13 protein-coding genes and 1 other annotated feature are annotated in these 17517 nt (G+C 44.7%); all 13 genes read right to left on the minus strand.

What is annotated here, in order from left to right:
- Window positions 1-87: 87 nt before the first annotated feature.
- Complete coding sequence (locus tag MKZ16_RS29645) at window positions 88-1437, minus strand: globin-coupled sensor protein (RefSeq protein ID WP_076105931.1); 1350 nt, start codon at window positions 1435-1437, stop codon at window positions 88-90.
- 265 nt (window positions 1438-1702) lie between these two features.
- Window positions 1703-2893 (minus strand): elongation factor Tu, encoded by a 1191-nt coding sequence (tuf, locus tag MKZ16_RS29650; RefSeq protein ID WP_036680523.1) that lies wholly within the window; start codon window positions 2891-2893, stop codon window positions 1703-1705.
- A gap of 109 nt (window positions 2894-3002) precedes the next feature.
- Complete coding sequence (gene fusA / locus MKZ16_RS29655) at window positions 3003-5081, minus strand: elongation factor G (protein WP_036680521.1); 2079 nt, start codon at window positions 5079-5081, stop codon at window positions 3003-3005.
- Window positions 5082-5128: 47 nt separating this feature from the next.
- Entirely contained in the window at window positions 5129-5599 is a 471-nt protein-coding gene (gene rpsG, locus MKZ16_RS29660) for a 30S ribosomal protein S7 (RefSeq protein WP_036680520.1), read from the minus strand.
- A gap of 45 nt (window positions 5600-5644) precedes the next feature.
- Window positions 5645-6064: a 30S ribosomal protein S12 gene (rpsL, locus tag MKZ16_RS29665; protein ID WP_036680518.1), complete on the minus strand. Its 420-nt coding sequence runs from the start codon at window positions 6062-6064 to the stop codon at window positions 5645-5647.
- A 133-nt stretch (window positions 6065-6197) separates the two neighbouring features.
- Window positions 6198-6449 (minus strand): ribosomal L7Ae/L30e/S12e/Gadd45 family protein, encoded by a 252-nt coding sequence (locus MKZ16_RS29670; RefSeq protein WP_038573459.1) that lies wholly within the window; start codon window positions 6447-6449, stop codon window positions 6198-6200.
- Between the two features lie 180 nt (window positions 6450-6629).
- Entirely contained in the window at window positions 6630-10241 is a 3612-nt protein-coding gene (gene rpoC / locus MKZ16_RS29675) for a DNA-directed RNA polymerase subunit beta' (RefSeq protein ID WP_036680514.1), read from the minus strand.
- Between the two features lie 116 nt (window positions 10242-10357).
- Window positions 10358-13903 carry a DNA-directed RNA polymerase subunit beta gene (gene rpoB / locus MKZ16_RS29680; protein WP_038573461.1) on the minus strand — a complete coding sequence of 1182 codons (3546 nt, stop codon included), beginning with the start codon at window positions 13901-13903 and terminating at the stop codon, window positions 10358-10360.
- A gap of 404 nt (window positions 13904-14307) precedes the next feature.
- Window positions 14308-14925: a class I SAM-dependent methyltransferase gene (locus tag MKZ16_RS29685; RefSeq protein WP_076105933.1), complete on the minus strand. Its 618-nt coding sequence runs from the start codon at window positions 14923-14925 to the stop codon at window positions 14308-14310.
- Window positions 14926-15036: 111 nt separating this feature from the next.
- A complete protein-coding gene (rplL, locus tag MKZ16_RS29690) occupies window positions 15037-15396 on the minus strand; it encodes a 50S ribosomal protein L7/L12 (protein WP_036680508.1) in 360 nt (119 codons plus the stop codon).
- A 65-nt stretch (window positions 15397-15461) separates the two neighbouring features.
- Window positions 15462-15965, minus strand: a complete 504-nt coding sequence (gene rplJ, locus MKZ16_RS29695) for a 50S ribosomal protein L10 (protein WP_076099619.1) — start codon at window positions 15963-15965, stop codon at window positions 15462-15464.
- Between the two features lie 64 nt (window positions 15966-16029).
- Window positions 16030-16182, minus strand: a sequence feature (ribosomal protein L10 leader region).
- 67 nt (window positions 16183-16249) lie between these two features.
- Complete coding sequence (rplA, locus tag MKZ16_RS29700; protein WP_036680504.1) at window positions 16250-16942, minus strand: 50S ribosomal protein L1; 693 nt, start codon at window positions 16940-16942, stop codon at window positions 16250-16252.
- Between the two features lie 82 nt (window positions 16943-17024).
- A complete protein-coding gene (gene rplK / locus MKZ16_RS29705; RefSeq protein WP_036680502.1) occupies window positions 17025-17450 on the minus strand; it encodes a 50S ribosomal protein L11 in 426 nt (141 codons plus the stop codon).
- Between the last annotated feature and the right edge of the window lie 67 nt (window positions 17451-17517).

A 17517-nucleotide genomic window follows, 5' to 3' on the forward strand; every position in this document is an offset into this window, starting at 1 on the left:
TTATATATAATAGGCAGCAGTATTGCAAGCAAAAATAGAAAAACAACGCATATTTTTTTCATGCGCTGTTCTTCTACTATATATATGTTAAAGATTCGCTGTCGCAGACTTAAAAATCTCTGCGGAGGAAGCAGTCTGAGCCGTTGCAGTTCCGATCCCCTCAATGGTTTGGATTAAGGTTCTTATTTCTTCTTCCACTATTACAATCTCCTGTGTACTGCTACGCATAGCGTCTACAATATCAGAGAACGAAAGACTAGTCTCGACCGATTGGTGTTTCCCATTCTTAGTTAAGTCCTGCACCTTACGAATCTCTTCTACAACCTGCTGAGTGAGGAGTCCTGATTTATTTGTTAGCTCTACGATCTGAATCACAGTATTCTTAGTATCCTCCGCAAGCCGGCTAACTTCTTGAGCAACCACACTAAACCCTCTACCATGCTCACCAGCTCTTGCGGCTTCAATCGTTGCATTAAGTGAGAGGATTTTAGTCTGATCAGCAATTTCCCTTACTGAGTTCACGATTTTTTGAATTTGTTTAGAGGAATCGCTTAACTCAATGATCGAGTCTTCCATCTCACTGGTGGTCTGATATATGAGATTAATTTGCTCAGTCAAATCGTCCAAGTGTTCATGCCCATCTGCAGCTAATCCCTGTGACTCCAGAGCGGATGAAGCCGTACGTTGGAATGTTCTACTTACTTCATTGCTGCTTGCCACTGGCTGCTTCACAGCAGCATTAGTATCGATGCTATAATCTATCAGTTCAACGCTAAACTCTGAAATTTTTTGTTTCAATTCATTTTTTACTAATAAATATTGCTCCTCCTTCTCTCTTATATTCTCCTTCTCATATTCTTCTAGCACCAATTGCTGCTCAAGATTAAGCAGTTTAGTCACCGTCTGAACCACTCGAAGGCGTATATTGTCATCGTTTGTTTCATTATATATAACGCGTATAAATACGTTCTGAAGATTCTGAAAAGCAGATAAGTACCATTTAGGCTCAAGCCCTACTCTTTTATGAATATTAGCGATCATTAGACGCTTTGCTATGTACTCATCGTCAACCTTTCCATTAAAAATCTCTAGGATATGACCACGCAGAGTAGTTTTTAACCTATCTATACTGCTATGTTCCAAAATAATAGCTTCGAGTTTATTTACACCTAATACAGAATTGTAAAATTGATCAATGATATAGTCTATATTCTGCTCAACAACAGGTTTCACCCTGCGTAGTAAGTTCAGATCTGCTTCAGTTAGATCAATCATCCTCATCTGCTCGTTAAGTTCGCCATGTCCTTCCAGTTTATGAAAAGACTCCGCAACAGAATGATTCTGATCCTTGAAGTCTAAGGAACGAGAGGCAGGAGAATCCACATTATTATTACGTGCAGTTAACGCATGCATGAAGGAAAAAGGACATTTCCCCATATTAACACCCTCCCACAACTCCTATTATTTTACATTATTATACCTCCTTCATTTTACTCTAAGATTAGTATAATTGTAAACAATCGATTGTTGTAATTTGACGAATTATGTAGAAAAAGATCATATTGTTATGCTTTATTATCAATTGGTGTCGAATAATAAATCTTTCTCAAAAAAAAAAAATAAAAAAAAGCCCCTGATTCTCCGCAAGAAGAATCAGGGGTGTTTGTAATTCGGAATCTACCCGCAGATAGAAGTCGAATTATTATTTTTGGATAGAAGCTACGCTACCAGCACCAACTGTACGGCCACCTTCGCGAATGGAGAATTTAGTACCTTCTTCAATAGCGATTGGGGAGATCAGTTGTACGGTTACGGAGATGTTATCACCAGGCATAACCATTTCAGTACCTTCTGGCAAGTTGATGATACCAGTTACGTCAGTTGTACGGAAGTAGAACTGTGGACGGTATCCAGTGAAGAAAGGCTTGTGACGGCCACCTTCTTCTTTTGTCAAAACGTAAATTTGAGCAGTGAACTCAGTGTGTGGTTTAACGGAGTTCGGCTTAGCCAATACTTGGCCACGCTCGATCATGTTACGGTCAACACCACGAAGCAATGCTCCGATGTTGTCCCCAGCTTGAGCGGAATCCAGCAATTTACGGAACATTTCTACGCCCGTAACTACGGATTTCTTAGTATCTTCATGAATACCAACGATTTCGATTTCTTCTCCGACTTTAACTGTTCCGCGTTCTACGCGACCAGTTGCCACAGTACCGCGGCCAGTGATGGAGAATACGTCTTCGACAGGCATCAAGAAAGGCTTGTCAGTTTGACGCTCAGGAAGTGGAATGTACTCATCGATTGTTTCAAACATTTCGATGATTTTTTTAGCGTAATCGCCATCTGGGTTTTGCAGAGCTTCACGAGCAGAACCACGGATGATTGGAGTATCGTCGCCTGGGAAGTCATACTCGCTAAGCAAGTCGCGAACTTCCATTTCAACCAATTCCAACAACTCTTCGTCTTCAACCATGTCGCATTTGTTCAAGAAGACAACGATGTAAGGAACGCCTACTTGACGGGACAACAGGATGTGCTCGCGAGTTTGTGGCATTGGGCCATCAGCTGCGGATACAACCAGGATAGCTCCGTCCATTTGCGCTGCGCCAGTGATCATGTTTTTAACATAGTCGGCGTGACCAGGGCAGTCTACGTGAGCGTAGTGACGGTTAGGAGTTTCATATTCAACGTGGGAAGTGGAGATTGTGATACCACGTTCGCGCTCTTCAGGAGCTTTGTCGATTTGATCGAATGCGATAGCTGCGCCACCGTAAGTTTTGGACAATACAGTAGTGATTGCAGCAGTCAGAGTCGTTTTACCATGGTCGACGTGACCAATAGTACCGATGTTAACGTGCGGTTTGTTACGTTCAAACTTTGCCTTTGCCATTTGAACAGTTCCTCCTTAATGTGGGGTTCCTTATATTTGAGCCGCCCGCATACGTGTAATCTTAGATGACTGAGTGTTTATACCCGGGACGGCAAGTTAAAACTGGTAATTATTCAGCGCCTTTGTTCTTTGCAGCGATCTCTTCCGCAATGGATTTAGGAACTTCTTCATAGTGAGAAAGCTCCATTGAGAATACGCCACGTCCTTGTGTACCAGAACGAAGTGTTGTAGAGTATCCGAACATTTCGGAAAGAGGCACCTTAGCACGGATAATTTGCGCTCCACCACGGGAATCCATACCTTCGATACGGCCACGGCGGGAGTTCAGCATACCCATTACATCACCCATATATTCCTCAGGAACAGTTACTTCTACTTTCATGATTGGCTCAAGCAGGACAGGCTTACACTTGTCTTTAGCTGCTTTGAGTGCCATCGAACCGGCAATTTTAAATGCCATTTCGTTGGAATCGACATCATGATAAGAACCATCTACGATGGTAGCTTTAACGTCTACTAGCGGGAAGCCAGCAAGTACGCCGTTTTTCATTTGTTCTTCAATACCCGCAAGTGCAGGAGCGATGTACTCTCTAGGAACCGAGCCACCAACAACTTTACTTTCGAATTTGCTACCAGTACCTGGTTCGAGGGGTTCAAATTCAACCCATACGTGACCGTATTGACCACGACCACCAGATTGGCGTACAAATTTACCTTCGACGCGAGCAGGTGCCTTGAACGTTTCGCGGTAAGCAACCTGTGGTTTACCCACATTGGTTTCTACTTTGAACTCACGACGCATACGGTCGATGATGATGTCCAAGTGAAGTTCACCCATACCAGCCAGGATTGTTTGGCCTGTTTCTTCATCAGTGTGAGCACGAAGAGTTGGATCCTCTTCAGTCAACTTTCCGAGAGCAACGCCCATTTTATCTTGGTCAGCTTTAGTTTTTGGTTCAACAGCGATCTCGATAACTGGATCAGGGAAGTTCATTGATTCCAGAATTACTGGATTCTTCTCATCACACAGTGTATCACCTGTACTGGTATCTTTCAAACCAACAGCAGCTGCGATGTCGCCAGAATACACGATGGAAATTTCTTGACGGCTGTTCGCATGCATTTGAAGGATACGACCAATACGTTCACGCTTGTTCTTAGTTGCATTAACTACGTATGATCCGGACTCAAGTACACCTGAGTAAACACGGAAGAACGTAAGTTTACCAACATAAGGGTCTGTCATGATTTTAAATGCCAAAGCTGCAAACGGCTCTTCATCCGAAGAGTGACGAACAGCTTCTGTACCGTCATCAAGATGTCCAGTAATAGCTGGAACGTCAAGAGGAGATGGCAAGTAATCAACAACAGCATCCAGCATAAGCTGAATCCCTTTGTTTCGGTAGGAAGATCCAGCAATTACAGGGAACAATTTAACTTCAACTACGCCTTTGCGAATTGCAGCTTTAATTTCCGGAATTGTAATTTCTTCGCCTTCCAAATACTTCATAGTCAGATCCTCATCAAGTTCAGCAACTTTCTCGATCAACTCGAGACGCAGCTCCTCAACTTTGGCCAAATATTCTTCCGGAATATCCGTTACTTCGATGTTTTGGCCCAGATCATCTCTGAACATGTGTGCTTTTTGCTCAACTAGGTCGATAATACCAGTGAAATCACTTTCTGCACCAATTGGCAATTGAATAGCAACTGCGTTGGCTTGAAGGCGATCACGCATAGTTTCGATTACGTTAAGGAAATCCGCACCGATAATGTCCATTTTGTTTACATATGCAATCCGGGGAACGTTATAACGGTCAGCCTGTCTCCATACGGTTTCAGACTGAGGCTCAACGCCCTCTTTTGCACTAAATACACCAACTGCCCCATCCAATACACGCAGGGAACGTTCAACTTCAACAGTGAAGTCAACGTGTCCTGGGGTATCAATGATATTGATGCGGTGACCTTTCCACGCAGCAGTCGTAGCAGCGGACGTAATCGTGATTCCGCGCTCTTGTTCTTGCTCCATCCAGTCCATTGTAGCAGCACCCTCGTGAACTTCACCGATTTTGTGCGTACGGCCTGTATAGAAAAGAATCCGCTCTGTGGTAGTTGTTTTACCAGCATCAATATGCGCCATGATCCCGATGTTACGTGTATTTTTTAAGGAGAACTCTCTAGCCATGAAATGGATCTCCCTTCAAAATATAAGTTATTTGAATGACCTTAATCCTACCAACGGTAGTGAGCGAACGCTTTGTTTGCTTCAGCCATTTTGTGTGTATCTTCACGTTTCTTAACAGAAGCGCCTGTGTTGTTGGAAGCGTCGATGATCTCAGCCGCCAAACGCTCTTCCATAGTCTTCTCACCGCGGTTGCGAGAGTAGTTTACGAGCCAACGTAATCCCAGAGCAGTACGTCTCTCTGGTTTAACCTCGATAGGTACTTGATAGTTAGCACCACCGACACGACGAGCTTTGACTTCCAAAACCGGCATGATATTCTTGATGGCAGCTTCGAAAACTTCCATCGGATCTTTACCCGTACGTTCTTCAATCAATTTGAATGAATTGTACAGAATGCTTTGAGCGACACCTCTTTTACCACCCAGCATAATGCGGTTAATCAAACGAGTAACCAACTTGCTATTATACAACGGATCTGGCAATACGTCTCTCTTTGTAACTGGACCTTTGCGTGGCATGGATATCCCCCTTTCTTAAATGTTTATTATTCAGATATTGTTATCTTACTTCTTAGCTTTAGGACGTTTTGCACCGTATTTAGAACGAGCTTGCATCCGGTTAGCTACACCTGCTGTATCCAAAGCACCACGAACGATATGGTAACGAACCCCTGCAAGGTCCTTTACTTTACCTCCGCGAAGTAATACAACACTGTGCTCTTGTAAGTTATGTCCGATACCCGGGATATAAGCTGTTACCTCGAGACGGTTCGTCAAACGAACACGGGCATATTTACGAAGCGCTGAGTTTGGTTTACGTGGAGTCATTGTGCCTACACGAGTGCACACACCGCGTTTTTGCGGAGCGCTCAAATTTGTAGCCTCACGCTTGAGGGCGTTATACCCTTTTTGAAGAGCGGGAGATTTAGATTTTTCGATTTTGGCTTGACGGCCTTTACGAACCAATTGGTTAATTGTTGGCATGTTGTTGCCACCCCCTTCCTGAAATGATAGTCGATTTAAGAACTCTAAGCCCACAGACCCAGGCGGTTCATAAAAAGACAAATGAAAAGTTCTTGCCGCTGGTGTTCACCCCAGTACAAAAACATTTCTGTAGCTATTGTTTTAAGACGGCTGCCATCGCAGCGCCAACTTCTATTCCGCAGGCCTTGCCCAAATTCAGCATCGTATCCACATATGTGATCTTAACACCTTGTTTGTTACAAAGCAAAACTATCCTGGAAGTAAGCCTTTGATCTCCGTCCTCTGCCACATAGACTTCTGCGGCTAGGCCCAACTCTACCGCCTTGACGGTTTGTTTGGTACCGATCTTGACCTGAGCATCCTGTAGTCCTCTATCATCAGTCATTCTCTTTACCTCCAATGAACAAGGATAACATGGCTACTCACGCACCTTAGACATTTTAGCATTATCAATAGATGGTGTCAAGAAATTCAGCAACAATTTTTATAGAAATTATACACAGCAGAACACTCATGCCATCCCTATGAGTAGGTATGACATGAGCACACTACCATGATTGCTAATTTATTCAGCAGGAACCGTCTCTAATGATTCAAGTTCGCTTTCTGCATTTGGATCACTTAGCTTAACGTTACGGTAACGGTTCATCCCAGTACCTGCAGGAATCAACTTACCGATAATAACATTTTCTTTAAGTCCAAGCAACTTATCTACTTTACCTTTGATAGCAGCGTCTGTTAGGACACGAGTAGTTTCTTGGAATGATGCAGCTGACAAGAAGGAATCAGTTTCAAGAGACGCCTTGGTAATACCGAGCAAGACTGGTTTAGCAACAGCAGGCTCTTTACCAGACAAGATAGCTTCCTTGTTAGCACCTTCGTACTCATGAATATCCGCAAATGCACCTGGCAACAGACTTGTGTCACCTGCGTCAATGATACGGATCTTCCGAAGCATTTGCTTGATCATAACTTCAATGTGCTTATCATTGATCTCAACGCCTTGGTTACGGTATACACGCTGTACTTCTTGCAGAATGTAGTTTTGTACCCCACGGATCCCTTTGATACGCAGCATTTCTTTAGGGTCAATCGAACCGTCTGTCAGCTCATCGCCGGCTTCGATTTCTTGGCCTTCACTAACACGTAGACGTGAACCATAAGTAATGGAATAAGTCTTGGATTCAGCTTCACCTTGAACCTCGATTTCGCGACGGTCTTTGGTTTCACGGATTTCCTTGATTACGCCATCGATTTCACTGATTGTAGCTTGACCTTTAGGGTTACGAGCTTCAAACAACTCCTGAATACGCGGCAAACCTTGAGTGATGTCATCACCGGCAACACCGCCGGTATGGAACGTACGCATTGTAAGCTGGGTTCCTGGTTCACCGATAGATTGTGCGGCAATAATACCAACTGCTTCACCAATCTCAACGTGTTTACCAGTTGCCAAGTTACGTCCGTAACATTTCTTACAAACACCATGACGGGCACGGCAGCTCAGTACAGAACGAATTTGCAGCTTAGTTACACCTGCGTTTACAATTGCCTCCGCTTTATCGGAGTCAATCAAATCATTGCGGTGAACAATGATTTCGCCTGTTTCTGGGTGACGAACAGTTTCGAAGCAGTAACGACCTTCAATACGGTCATACAGATCCTCGATAACCTCTTTACCATCCTGAATACGACTAACTGTGAAGCCTTTATCGGTTCCACAATCTTCTTCACGGACAATAACGTCCTGGGCAACGTCAACAAGACGACGTGTCAGATACCCTGAGTCAGCGGTACGAAGTGCGGTATCGGCAAGACCTTTACGCGCTCCGTGAGTGGAGATAAAGTACTCCAAGACGGTAAGACCTTCACGGAAGTTCGCCTTGATTGGCAATTCGAAAATCCGACCTGAAGGTGTTGCCATCAGACCACGCATACCACCCAGCTGAGTGATCTGCGATTTGTTACCACGCGCTTTAGAGTCAACCATGAGCATGATAGAGTTGAAACGGTCCATCGACTTAAGCAGGATGTTCGTAAGATCATCCTTAGTCTTCGACCAGATCTCAATAACACGGTCATACCGTTCGTCATTGGTGATCAAACCACGGCGATATTGGTTAGCAACCACATCAACCTTAGCTTCAGACTCTTTCAGGATGGTAACCTTTTCCTCAGGAACAATAACGTCCGACACGGCAACTGTAACACCAGAACGTGTGGAGTAAGTGAATCCGAGCTGTTTAATTTTATCCAAAATCATAGAAGTTTTGGTTGTGTGATAAGTTTCAAAACAACGAGCAATTATCAGACCCAGATATTCTTTACCTACAGCACTGGCTTCTGGAGCGGATTCAATCAGCTCGCGAATGTTCGCGCCTTTTTCGTAGATAAAGTATTTCTCTGGTGTGCCGTGCAGCAAGTTGGTTTTGGTTGCTTCGTTGATATAAGGGAAACTACTTGGGTAGATTTCATTAAAGATGATCTTACCGATCGTAGTAATCAACATTGCATTTTGTTGTTCTTCCGTAAAGCATGTTTTGCCAAGTGCTTTAGCCGGAATAGCAACACGAGCATGAAGTCCTGCAGTTCCGCGTTGGTAAGCTGATACAGCTTCGTTAACGGTACGCAGAATCATACCACTACCCTTTTCTTCCTTGTTATCCATGGTCAAGTAGAAAGTACCAAGGACCATATCCTGGGAAGGTGTTACAACTGGCTTACCGTCTTTAGGGTTCAAGATATTACCAGATGCAAGCATGAGAATGCGTGCTTCCGCTTGAGCTTCTGCAGACAGAGGAACGTGCACCGCCATTTGGTCACCGTCAAAGTCGGCATTGTACGCCGTACATACGAGTGGGTGAAGACGAATAGCATGACCTTCCACCAAAATCGGTTCAAATGCTTGAATACCGAGACGGTGAAGTGTTGGTGCGCGGTTTAGAAGCACTGGGTGTTCTCTAATTACTTCTTCGAGTACATCCCAAACTTCAGGACTTACGCGTTCAACTTTACGTTTCGCGCTCTTTATGTTGTGGGCAAGGCCCTTATTAACCAATTCTTTCATAACAAAAGGCTTGAACAATTCTAGCGCCATTTTCTTAGGAAGTCCGCACTGATACATCTTGAGGTACGGTCCTACAACGATAACGGAACGTCCAGAGTAGTCAACCCGTTTACCGAGCAAGTTCTGGCGGAAACGTCCTTGTTTACCTTTCAGCATATGGCTGAGCGATTTAAGTGGACGGTTACCAGGACCGGTTACCGGACGTCCCCGACGGCCGTTATCGATGAGAGCATCGACAGCTTCCTGGAGCATCCGTTTTTCGTTCTGCACGATAATGTCAGGAGCACCGAGATCAAGCAGTCTTTTCAGACGGTTGTTCCGGTTAATAACACGGCGATAGAGATCATTCAAATCGGACGTAGCAAAACGGCCACCATCCAACTGAACCATCGGACGAAGCTCCGGAGGAATAACCGGAAGAACATCCATGATCATCCAATCAGGCTTGTTGCCGGAGTTACGGAATGCTTCAATGACTTCCAGACGTTTGATCGCCCGGTTACGGCGTTGGCCTTGGGCCGTACGCAGTTCTTCTTTGAGGAATTCCAGCTCTTTATCGATGTCGATATCTTGAAGAAGCTTTTTAACAGCTTCAGCACCCATGCCGGCTTGGAACCCGTAACCGTATTTTTCACGGTAGCTACGATATTCTTTCTCGGACAGAAGTTGTTTCTTTTCCAGTGGAGTTTCACCTGGATCCGTTACAACATAAGATGCGAAATAGATAATTTCTTCAAGTGATCTTGGAGACATATCTAGTGCAAGCCCCATGCGGCTTGGGATACCTTTGAAATACCAGATATGAGATACCGGAGCAGCCAATTCAATGTGACCCATACGTTCACGACGAACTTTAGCACGGGTAACCTCAACGCCACAACGGTCGCAGACTACGCCCTTATAACGGACACGTTTGTATTTACCGCAATGACATTCCCAGTCTTTTTGTGGTCCAAAGATACGCTCACAGAAAAGACCCTCTTTTTCCGGTTTCAATGTACGATAGTTAATGGTTTCCGGTTTCTTAACTTCTCCGCGGGACCATGAACGAATCTTCTCCGGAGAAGCGAGTCCGATTTTCATAAATTCAAAATTGTTAACGTCCAACAAGGAGCAACCCTCCTTAACCTAATCCTGATTTAGTACCGCTTTGCCCTCTTCTGACTGTTACATCAAAAGAGGGCGTGCGGTCCTTTATAAAATGGAACTTTTAAGCTCCAGCTTGATTATTCTACTCCGACTTCTGAACCTTCTAAATTGAGGCTTAGTTTGTCGCCTGACGTCTCGTCCTCATCGTCCAATTCTCTCATTTCAATTTCCTGCTCGTCACCGCTAAGAATCTTAACATCCATACCCAGGGACTGCAGTTCTTTGATCAATACCTTGAACGACTCAGGAACACCTGGTTCCGGTACATTTTCACCTTTGACAATGGATTCGTACGTCTTCACGCGACCAACCACGTCATCGGATTTCACGGTCAAAATTTCTTGCAATGTATATGCAGCACCGTAAGCTTCAAGCGCCCACACTTCCATCTCCCCGAAACGCTGTCCACCAAATTGAGCTTTACCACCCAATGGTTGTTGCGTAACTAGTGAGTAAGGTCCTGTTGAACGGGCGTGAATCTTATCATCAACCATGTGCGCCAGTTTGATCATGTGCATGACACCAACAGTAACTTCACGTTCGAAGCGTTCACCTGTACGGCCATCATACAGTACAGTCTTACCATTACGCTGCATACCTGCTTCTTCCATCGTATCAAACACGTCGTACTCACGCGCTCCGTCAAATACCGGCGTTGCAATGTGAATTCCCAGACGCAATGCGGCCATACCAATATGGACCTCAAGCACCTGTCCGATGTTCATACGAGAAGGAACGCCCAGAGGGTTAAGAACAACCTGTACTGGCGTACCGTCCGGAAGGAACGGCATATCTTCTTCTGGCAGGATACGGGCAACGACACCCTTGTTACCGTGACGTCCGGCCATCTTGTCACCCTCAGAAATCTTACGTTTCTGAGCGATGTAGACACGAACCAATTGATTTACACCAGGAGGCAGCTCATCGCCGTTCTCACGTGTAAAGACTTTAACGTCCACGATAATACCATCACTACCATGAGGAACGCGTAAAGAGGTATCCCGTACTTCACGAGCTTTCTCACCAAAGATAGCGTGCAGGAGACGTTCTTCTGCTGTCAGTTCAGTTACACCCTTAGGAGTAACCTTACCCACCAGAATGTCACCAGCGCTGATTTCCGCACCGATGCGGATGATTCCGCGCTCATCAAGATTGCGCAGAGCTTCTTCGCCGACGTTCGGAATATCGCGCGTAATTTCTTCAGGCCCCAGTTTAGTGTCGCGAGCTTCAGATTCGTATTCTTCGATATGAATCGAAGTATATACATCTTCCTTAACCAGCTTTTCACTTAACAGGATCGCATCCTCGTAGTTGTAACCTTCCCAAGTCATGAACGCAACGACTACGTTACGGCCAAGAGCAAGTTCGCCCATTTCTGTGGAAGGACCGTCTGCCAGGATATCACCCTTCTTAACAATGTCCCCTCTTTTAGCTAGAGGACGTTGGTTAATACAGGTACCTTGGTTAGAACGCATAAATTTGTGTAATTTATATTTAACGATATCGCCTTTAACTTCCTTGCCTTCGACAGTCTCAACGCGACGCAGCCAAATTTCATTAGCTGAAGAACGTTCGATAATACCGTCATACTTGGAAACGATACATACGCCAGAATCCTTAGCGGATTTATGTTCCATCCCTGTTCCGACCAGCGGAGCTTTTGGAATTAGAAGCGGAACGGCTTGACGTTGCATGTTAGATCCCATCAGTGCGCGGTTGGAGTCATCGTTCTCAAGGAACGGAATGAGCGCCGTAGCGACAGATACAACCTGTTTAGGCGAAACGTCCATGTAATCGACACGATTACTTGGCATCGTTGTAATGTTGTCTGAGTCTTTGTTGTAACGAACGATTACCATATCTTCTTTAAAGGTGCCATCTTCTTCGATCAACACGTTAGCCTGAGCAACTACATAATTATCTTCCTCATCAGCAGTCAGATAGTCAATTTGCTCAGTCACCTTACCAGTCTTCGGATCCACCCAACGATACGGAGCTTCAATAAAGCCGTATTCATTGATGCGGGCAAAGGTGGACAAGGAGTTGATCAACCCGATGTTTGGACCTTCCGGCGTTTCAATTGGACACATCCGACCGTAGTGACTGTGATGGACGTCACGAACTTCAAAGCCCGCGCGTTCACGTGTCAAACCACCAGGTCCGAGGGCGGACAGACGACGTTTATGCGTAAGTTCCGCAAGCGGGTTCGTCTGATCCATAAATTGAGACAGCTGGGAGCTACCGAAGAACTCTTTAATAGACGCGATGACCGGACGAATGTTGATCAGAGCCTGAGGCGTAATCGCATTAGCATCCTGAATCGACATTCTTTCACGTACAACACGTTCCATCCGGGACAAACCGATACGGAACTGATTCTGCAAGAGTTCACCTACAGAACGCAGACGACGGTTACCCAAGTGGTCGATATCATCGGTATTGCCAATTCCGTGAAGCAAATTAATAAAGTAGCTGATTGAGGATATAATATCAGCTTGAGTAATATGCTTAACAGATTTGTCGATGTTGCCGTTAGCGATCAGCTTAATAACCCGGCCTTCTTCAATTGGCGAGAATACGTCAATTGTTTGAAGAGGAATATCTTCGCTGTCCATAACTCCACCAGTAACGCGGTAGTTTTTAAAGGCAACATTTTTTTCGAAATATGGAATCAATTCATCAAGCAATCTACGATCGACCATTTGGCCGGATTCTGCCAGGATTTCTCCAGTAGAGTCATCAACCAAAGGCTGAGCAAGACGTTGATTGAAAAGACGGTTCTTAATGTGTAGCTTTTTATTGATTTTGTAACGGCCTACGTTAGCTAGGTCGTAGCGTTTTGGATCAAAGAAACGCGCAACCAGCAAACTTTTGGCATTGTCTAGTGTCGGCGGTTCGCCCGGACGCAAACGCTCATAAATTTCAATAAGCGCCTTCTCCGTGGAGTCCGTGTTGTCTTTATCCAGCGTATTGCGAATATATTCATCATTGCCAAGCAATTCCAGAATTTCGGCATCACTACCGAAACCGAGAGCACGCAAAAGTACGGTAACAGGAATTTTACGAGTCCGATCGATACGAACATACATAATGTCCTTAGCATCGGTTTCAAGTTCCAACCAGGCTCCGCGGTTCGGGATTACTGTGGCGGTGTAGGTTTTTTTGCCGTTCTTATCCACTTTTGTGCTGAAATAGACGCTTGGAGAGCGAACCAACTGGCTGACAATAACCCGTTCCGCACCATTAATAATAAAAGTGCCGGTCTCCGTCATCAGCGGGAAATCTCCCATGAACACTTCCTGCTCTTTAACCTCACCGGTCTCTTTATTAATGAGCCGCACCTTTACACGCAGAGGAGCCGCATACGTTACGTCCCGCTCTTTAGCGTCGTCAACCGTATATTTCGGTTCACCCAGGCTGTAATCAATGAACTCTAGTACCAAATTACCTGTGAAATCCTGGATCGGCGAGATGTCCTGAAACATTTCCCGCAATCCTTCCTCCAAAAACCAATCATAAGATTTTTGTTGGATCTCGATCAGGTTCGGGACCTCGAGTACCTCGTTAATTCTCGCATAGCTCCGCCGAGTGCGTCGACCATACTGAACAAGATGTCCTGCCAACTTTACTCACCCCTCATGTCTACTCACTTAAAAATTGATTGCGAACCCTTGTTTGGAACCGTATAATGGAACCATACTACAAGGATTCAGTCATAAATAAAAGAAAAGCCCTTATCGAAATCTTCGAAAAAAGAGCGCATTTATCCATGACCAAAATACTCCTTATCAAGTAGATTTGCCCAAAACGTACATATTATACGTCACCAAGCAATAGTTTATGCGCTATTATCTATTACCACGCAGCATTTGCTACGTTAGAGCATAGACAACCAACTCGCAAAAACTTGCCGTGCGGCATGCGCTAGCCGGGCGACAATATATTGCTTGACATTTCAGCAAACTAAAGACATGGAGCCTATCTTAATACTGACATTTTATAATAATACCATTATCACTATCACATGTCAATAACCTATTGTATTTTTTTTTTGCGCTTTAATAATACGATAGCCTTTGTCTTTCCCTACTTCTTCCACCATTGAGAACAAGCTTTCTAGTTTTGCCACTGCGGATGGAGCACCCTGCTTCTTCTGAATCACAATCCACAGGTAGCCACCCTCATTTAAATGTTCATACGCATCTTCAAAAATCTTATGCACTACAGCTTTTCCTGCACGAATCGGAGGATTAGTTAGAATCACATCGAACTTCTGCTGATCATTCAATGCGCCGAGCACATCGCTTTCCATTATCGTAACATTCCGGATTCCGTTGTGCTGAGCATTCTCACGCGCCAGTTCTACCGCACGACTGTTAATATCAATCATGGTTACATGTCCTTTGGGAGCTAGGTATGCTGCACTTATGCCAATCGGCCCATAACCACAACCTACATCAAGCACCGCTGAACCGTCCGGAATTATCATAGCTTCAATAAGAACTCGGCTACCGTAATCGATGTCTCCTTTAGAGAATACACCGGCATCGCTCGTAAAACGAAAGCTTTTGCCTCTTAGTACGGTATCAATGCTACGTCTGTCATGACGTACTTCCGGCTGCTGCGAATAATAATGTTGCGACATCTCTTTCCTCCCTTTCCTATTATGTTAGCAGTTGGTATAAACGCCCTACTAACTCTATTTATAAAACAAACCCCTTGAACAAGTTCAAGGGGTTTTCAGTAATAGAAGGAATTACTTCACTTCTACAGCTGCGCCTGCTTCTTCCAATTTTGCTTTAGTAGCTTCGGCTTCGTCTTTGCTTACTTTTTCTTTGATTGCTTTTGGTGCGTTGTCTACAAGATCTTTAGCTTCTTTCAAGCCAAGACCAGTGATTTCGCGAACGATTTTGATAACGTTGATTTTGGAAGCGCCAGCGCCTGTCAAAATTACGTCAAATTCGGATTGCTCTTCAGCTACTGCTGCTACCGCACCGCCAGCTGCTACTGGAGCTGCTGCAGTTACGCCGAATTCTTCTTCAATTGCTTTAACCAGGTCGTTCAGTTCCAATACGCTCATGCCTTTAATTGCTTCCAAGATTGCTTCTTTACTCATGATTGAACCTCCATTTTATATTTAAATTTATTTGTGGTATTGATTATGCTGCAAGAGTCAAAGGCTTACGCGCTTTGTTCTTCTTTTTCAGCAACAGCTTTAACTGCAAGCGCGAAGTTGCGCATTGGAGCTTGAAGTACGCTAAGCAGCATGGACAGCAAACCATCGCGGGATGGAAGCTCAGCCAGTGCTTTCAGTTGTTCCGCGTCAATGACACGACCTTCAACTACGCCGCCTTTCAATTTCAAAGCGTCGTTTTTCTTGGCGAAATCGTTCAAAATTTTAGCTGGTGCTACTGCATCAGTTGTGCTGAATGCGATAGCTGTTGGACCAGTCAAAACTTCATCCAATTCACTCAACTCAGCCGCAGCAGTTGCGCGACGTAGCAATGTGTTCTTCAGGACTTGAAACTCAACGCCAGCTTCACGAAGTTGCTTACGCAGTTCAGTCACTTGGGAAACGTTCAATCCACGGTAGTCAGCTACAACAGTCGAAAGACTGTTTTGCAGTTTTGCAGTAACGACGTCAACCGCGTCTTGTTTTGCTTGAATTACTTTTGCATTTGCCAATGTATACACCTCCTGAAAATTTATGTGTCGGCGTTCTTTCCAAGGAAAGCTTCACCGCTCCTACGCAGGCAGTAGAAAAGCCTCCGCAGAATCACGAAGGCTTGATAAAACGAAAGTTATACGAGCGAGCTCGTTACTTCTTGTTTCTATCACAACACCTCGGTAGGAAATTAAGCACTAAGGCACCTACTGTCTACGGTAAGCATATTCAAGGTTAAGATTGATACCTTAAGTTTCACAACTGTTATAGATTATCAAAATTGACTCAAAGAGTCAACCCTTAATTATCTGAAGACGGTTGTGTTCACACGAGCGCTAGGTCCCATTGTAGAAGAAATCGAGATGCCTTTAAGGTATACACCTTTAGCAGCAGCTGGTTTCGCACGGTTCAAAGCGTCGATAAGAGCTTTAAGGTTATCGTTCAATTGTGCAGCATCAAAGGACACTTTACCGATTGGCGCGTGAATTTGACCTGCTTTGTCGAGACGGTATTCGATTTTACCGGCTTTGATTTCTTGCACAGCCTTGGAAACATCGAATGTAACTGTGCCAGCTTTAGGGTTAGGCATAAGACCTTTACCACCAAGCAGACGACCCAGTTTACCGACTTCACTCATCATATCAGGTGTAGCTACGCAGACATCAAATTCAAACCAGCCTTGTTGAATTTTGTTGATCATGTCTTGATCACCAACAAAATCAGCGCCAGCAGCTTCTGCCTCTTTCGCTTTTTCACCTTTTGCAAATACAAGCACGCGTTGTGTTTTACCAGTGCCGTGAGGCAGGACAACAACACCACGAACTGCTTGGTCTTGTTTACGCGGGTCTACACCCAGACGAACTGCTGCTTCAACGGTTTCGTCGAACTTAGCAGTCGCTGCCTTTTTCACAAGCTCTACAGCTTCTGAAGGCTCGTAAGTTGCTTCGCTGTTGATCAGCTTAGCAGCTTCTTGGTATTTCTTACCATGTTTAGCCATGAAAATGTTCCTCCTTTGTGGTGTTAGCGGAAATTCCTCCCACATACTTGCGGGTCACGAATGACCGATTCTTCGAAAACTACTAGTCTTCGATTGTGATACCCATACTGCGGGCAGTACCTTCAACCATACGCATTGCAGCTTCAACAGTTGCAGCGTTAAGGTCAGGCATTTTTGTTTCAGCAATTTCACGTACCGCAGCGCGGCCGATTTTTGCTACTTTTTTCTTGTTTGGTTCGCCGGATCCTTTTTCTACTTTAGCAGCGATGCGAAGCAGAACAGCAGCCGGAGGAGTTTTAGTGATGAAAGTAAAGGAACGGTCTTCAAATACTGTAATTTCAACCGGAATGATCAAGCCAGCCTGGTCGGCAGTACGAGCATTAAATTCCTTACAGAATGCCATGATGTTGACACCTGCTTGACCTAACGCCGGACCTACTGGAGGCGCTGGATTCGCTTTCCCTGCAGGAATCTGCAGTTTCACCATTTTAATAACTTTTTTAGCCATGAGTGACACCTCCTTGCAAAAATAGTGGTCTTCGAACGCCAATAGCGCTCTCCCACAAGAAACCCTA

It is taken from the genome of Paenibacillus sp. FSL R5-0928 (assembly GCF_037970385.1).
GTDB classification, from domain to species: domain Bacteria; phylum Bacillota; class Bacilli; order Paenibacillales; family Paenibacillaceae; genus Paenibacillus_AQ; species Paenibacillus_AQ odorifer.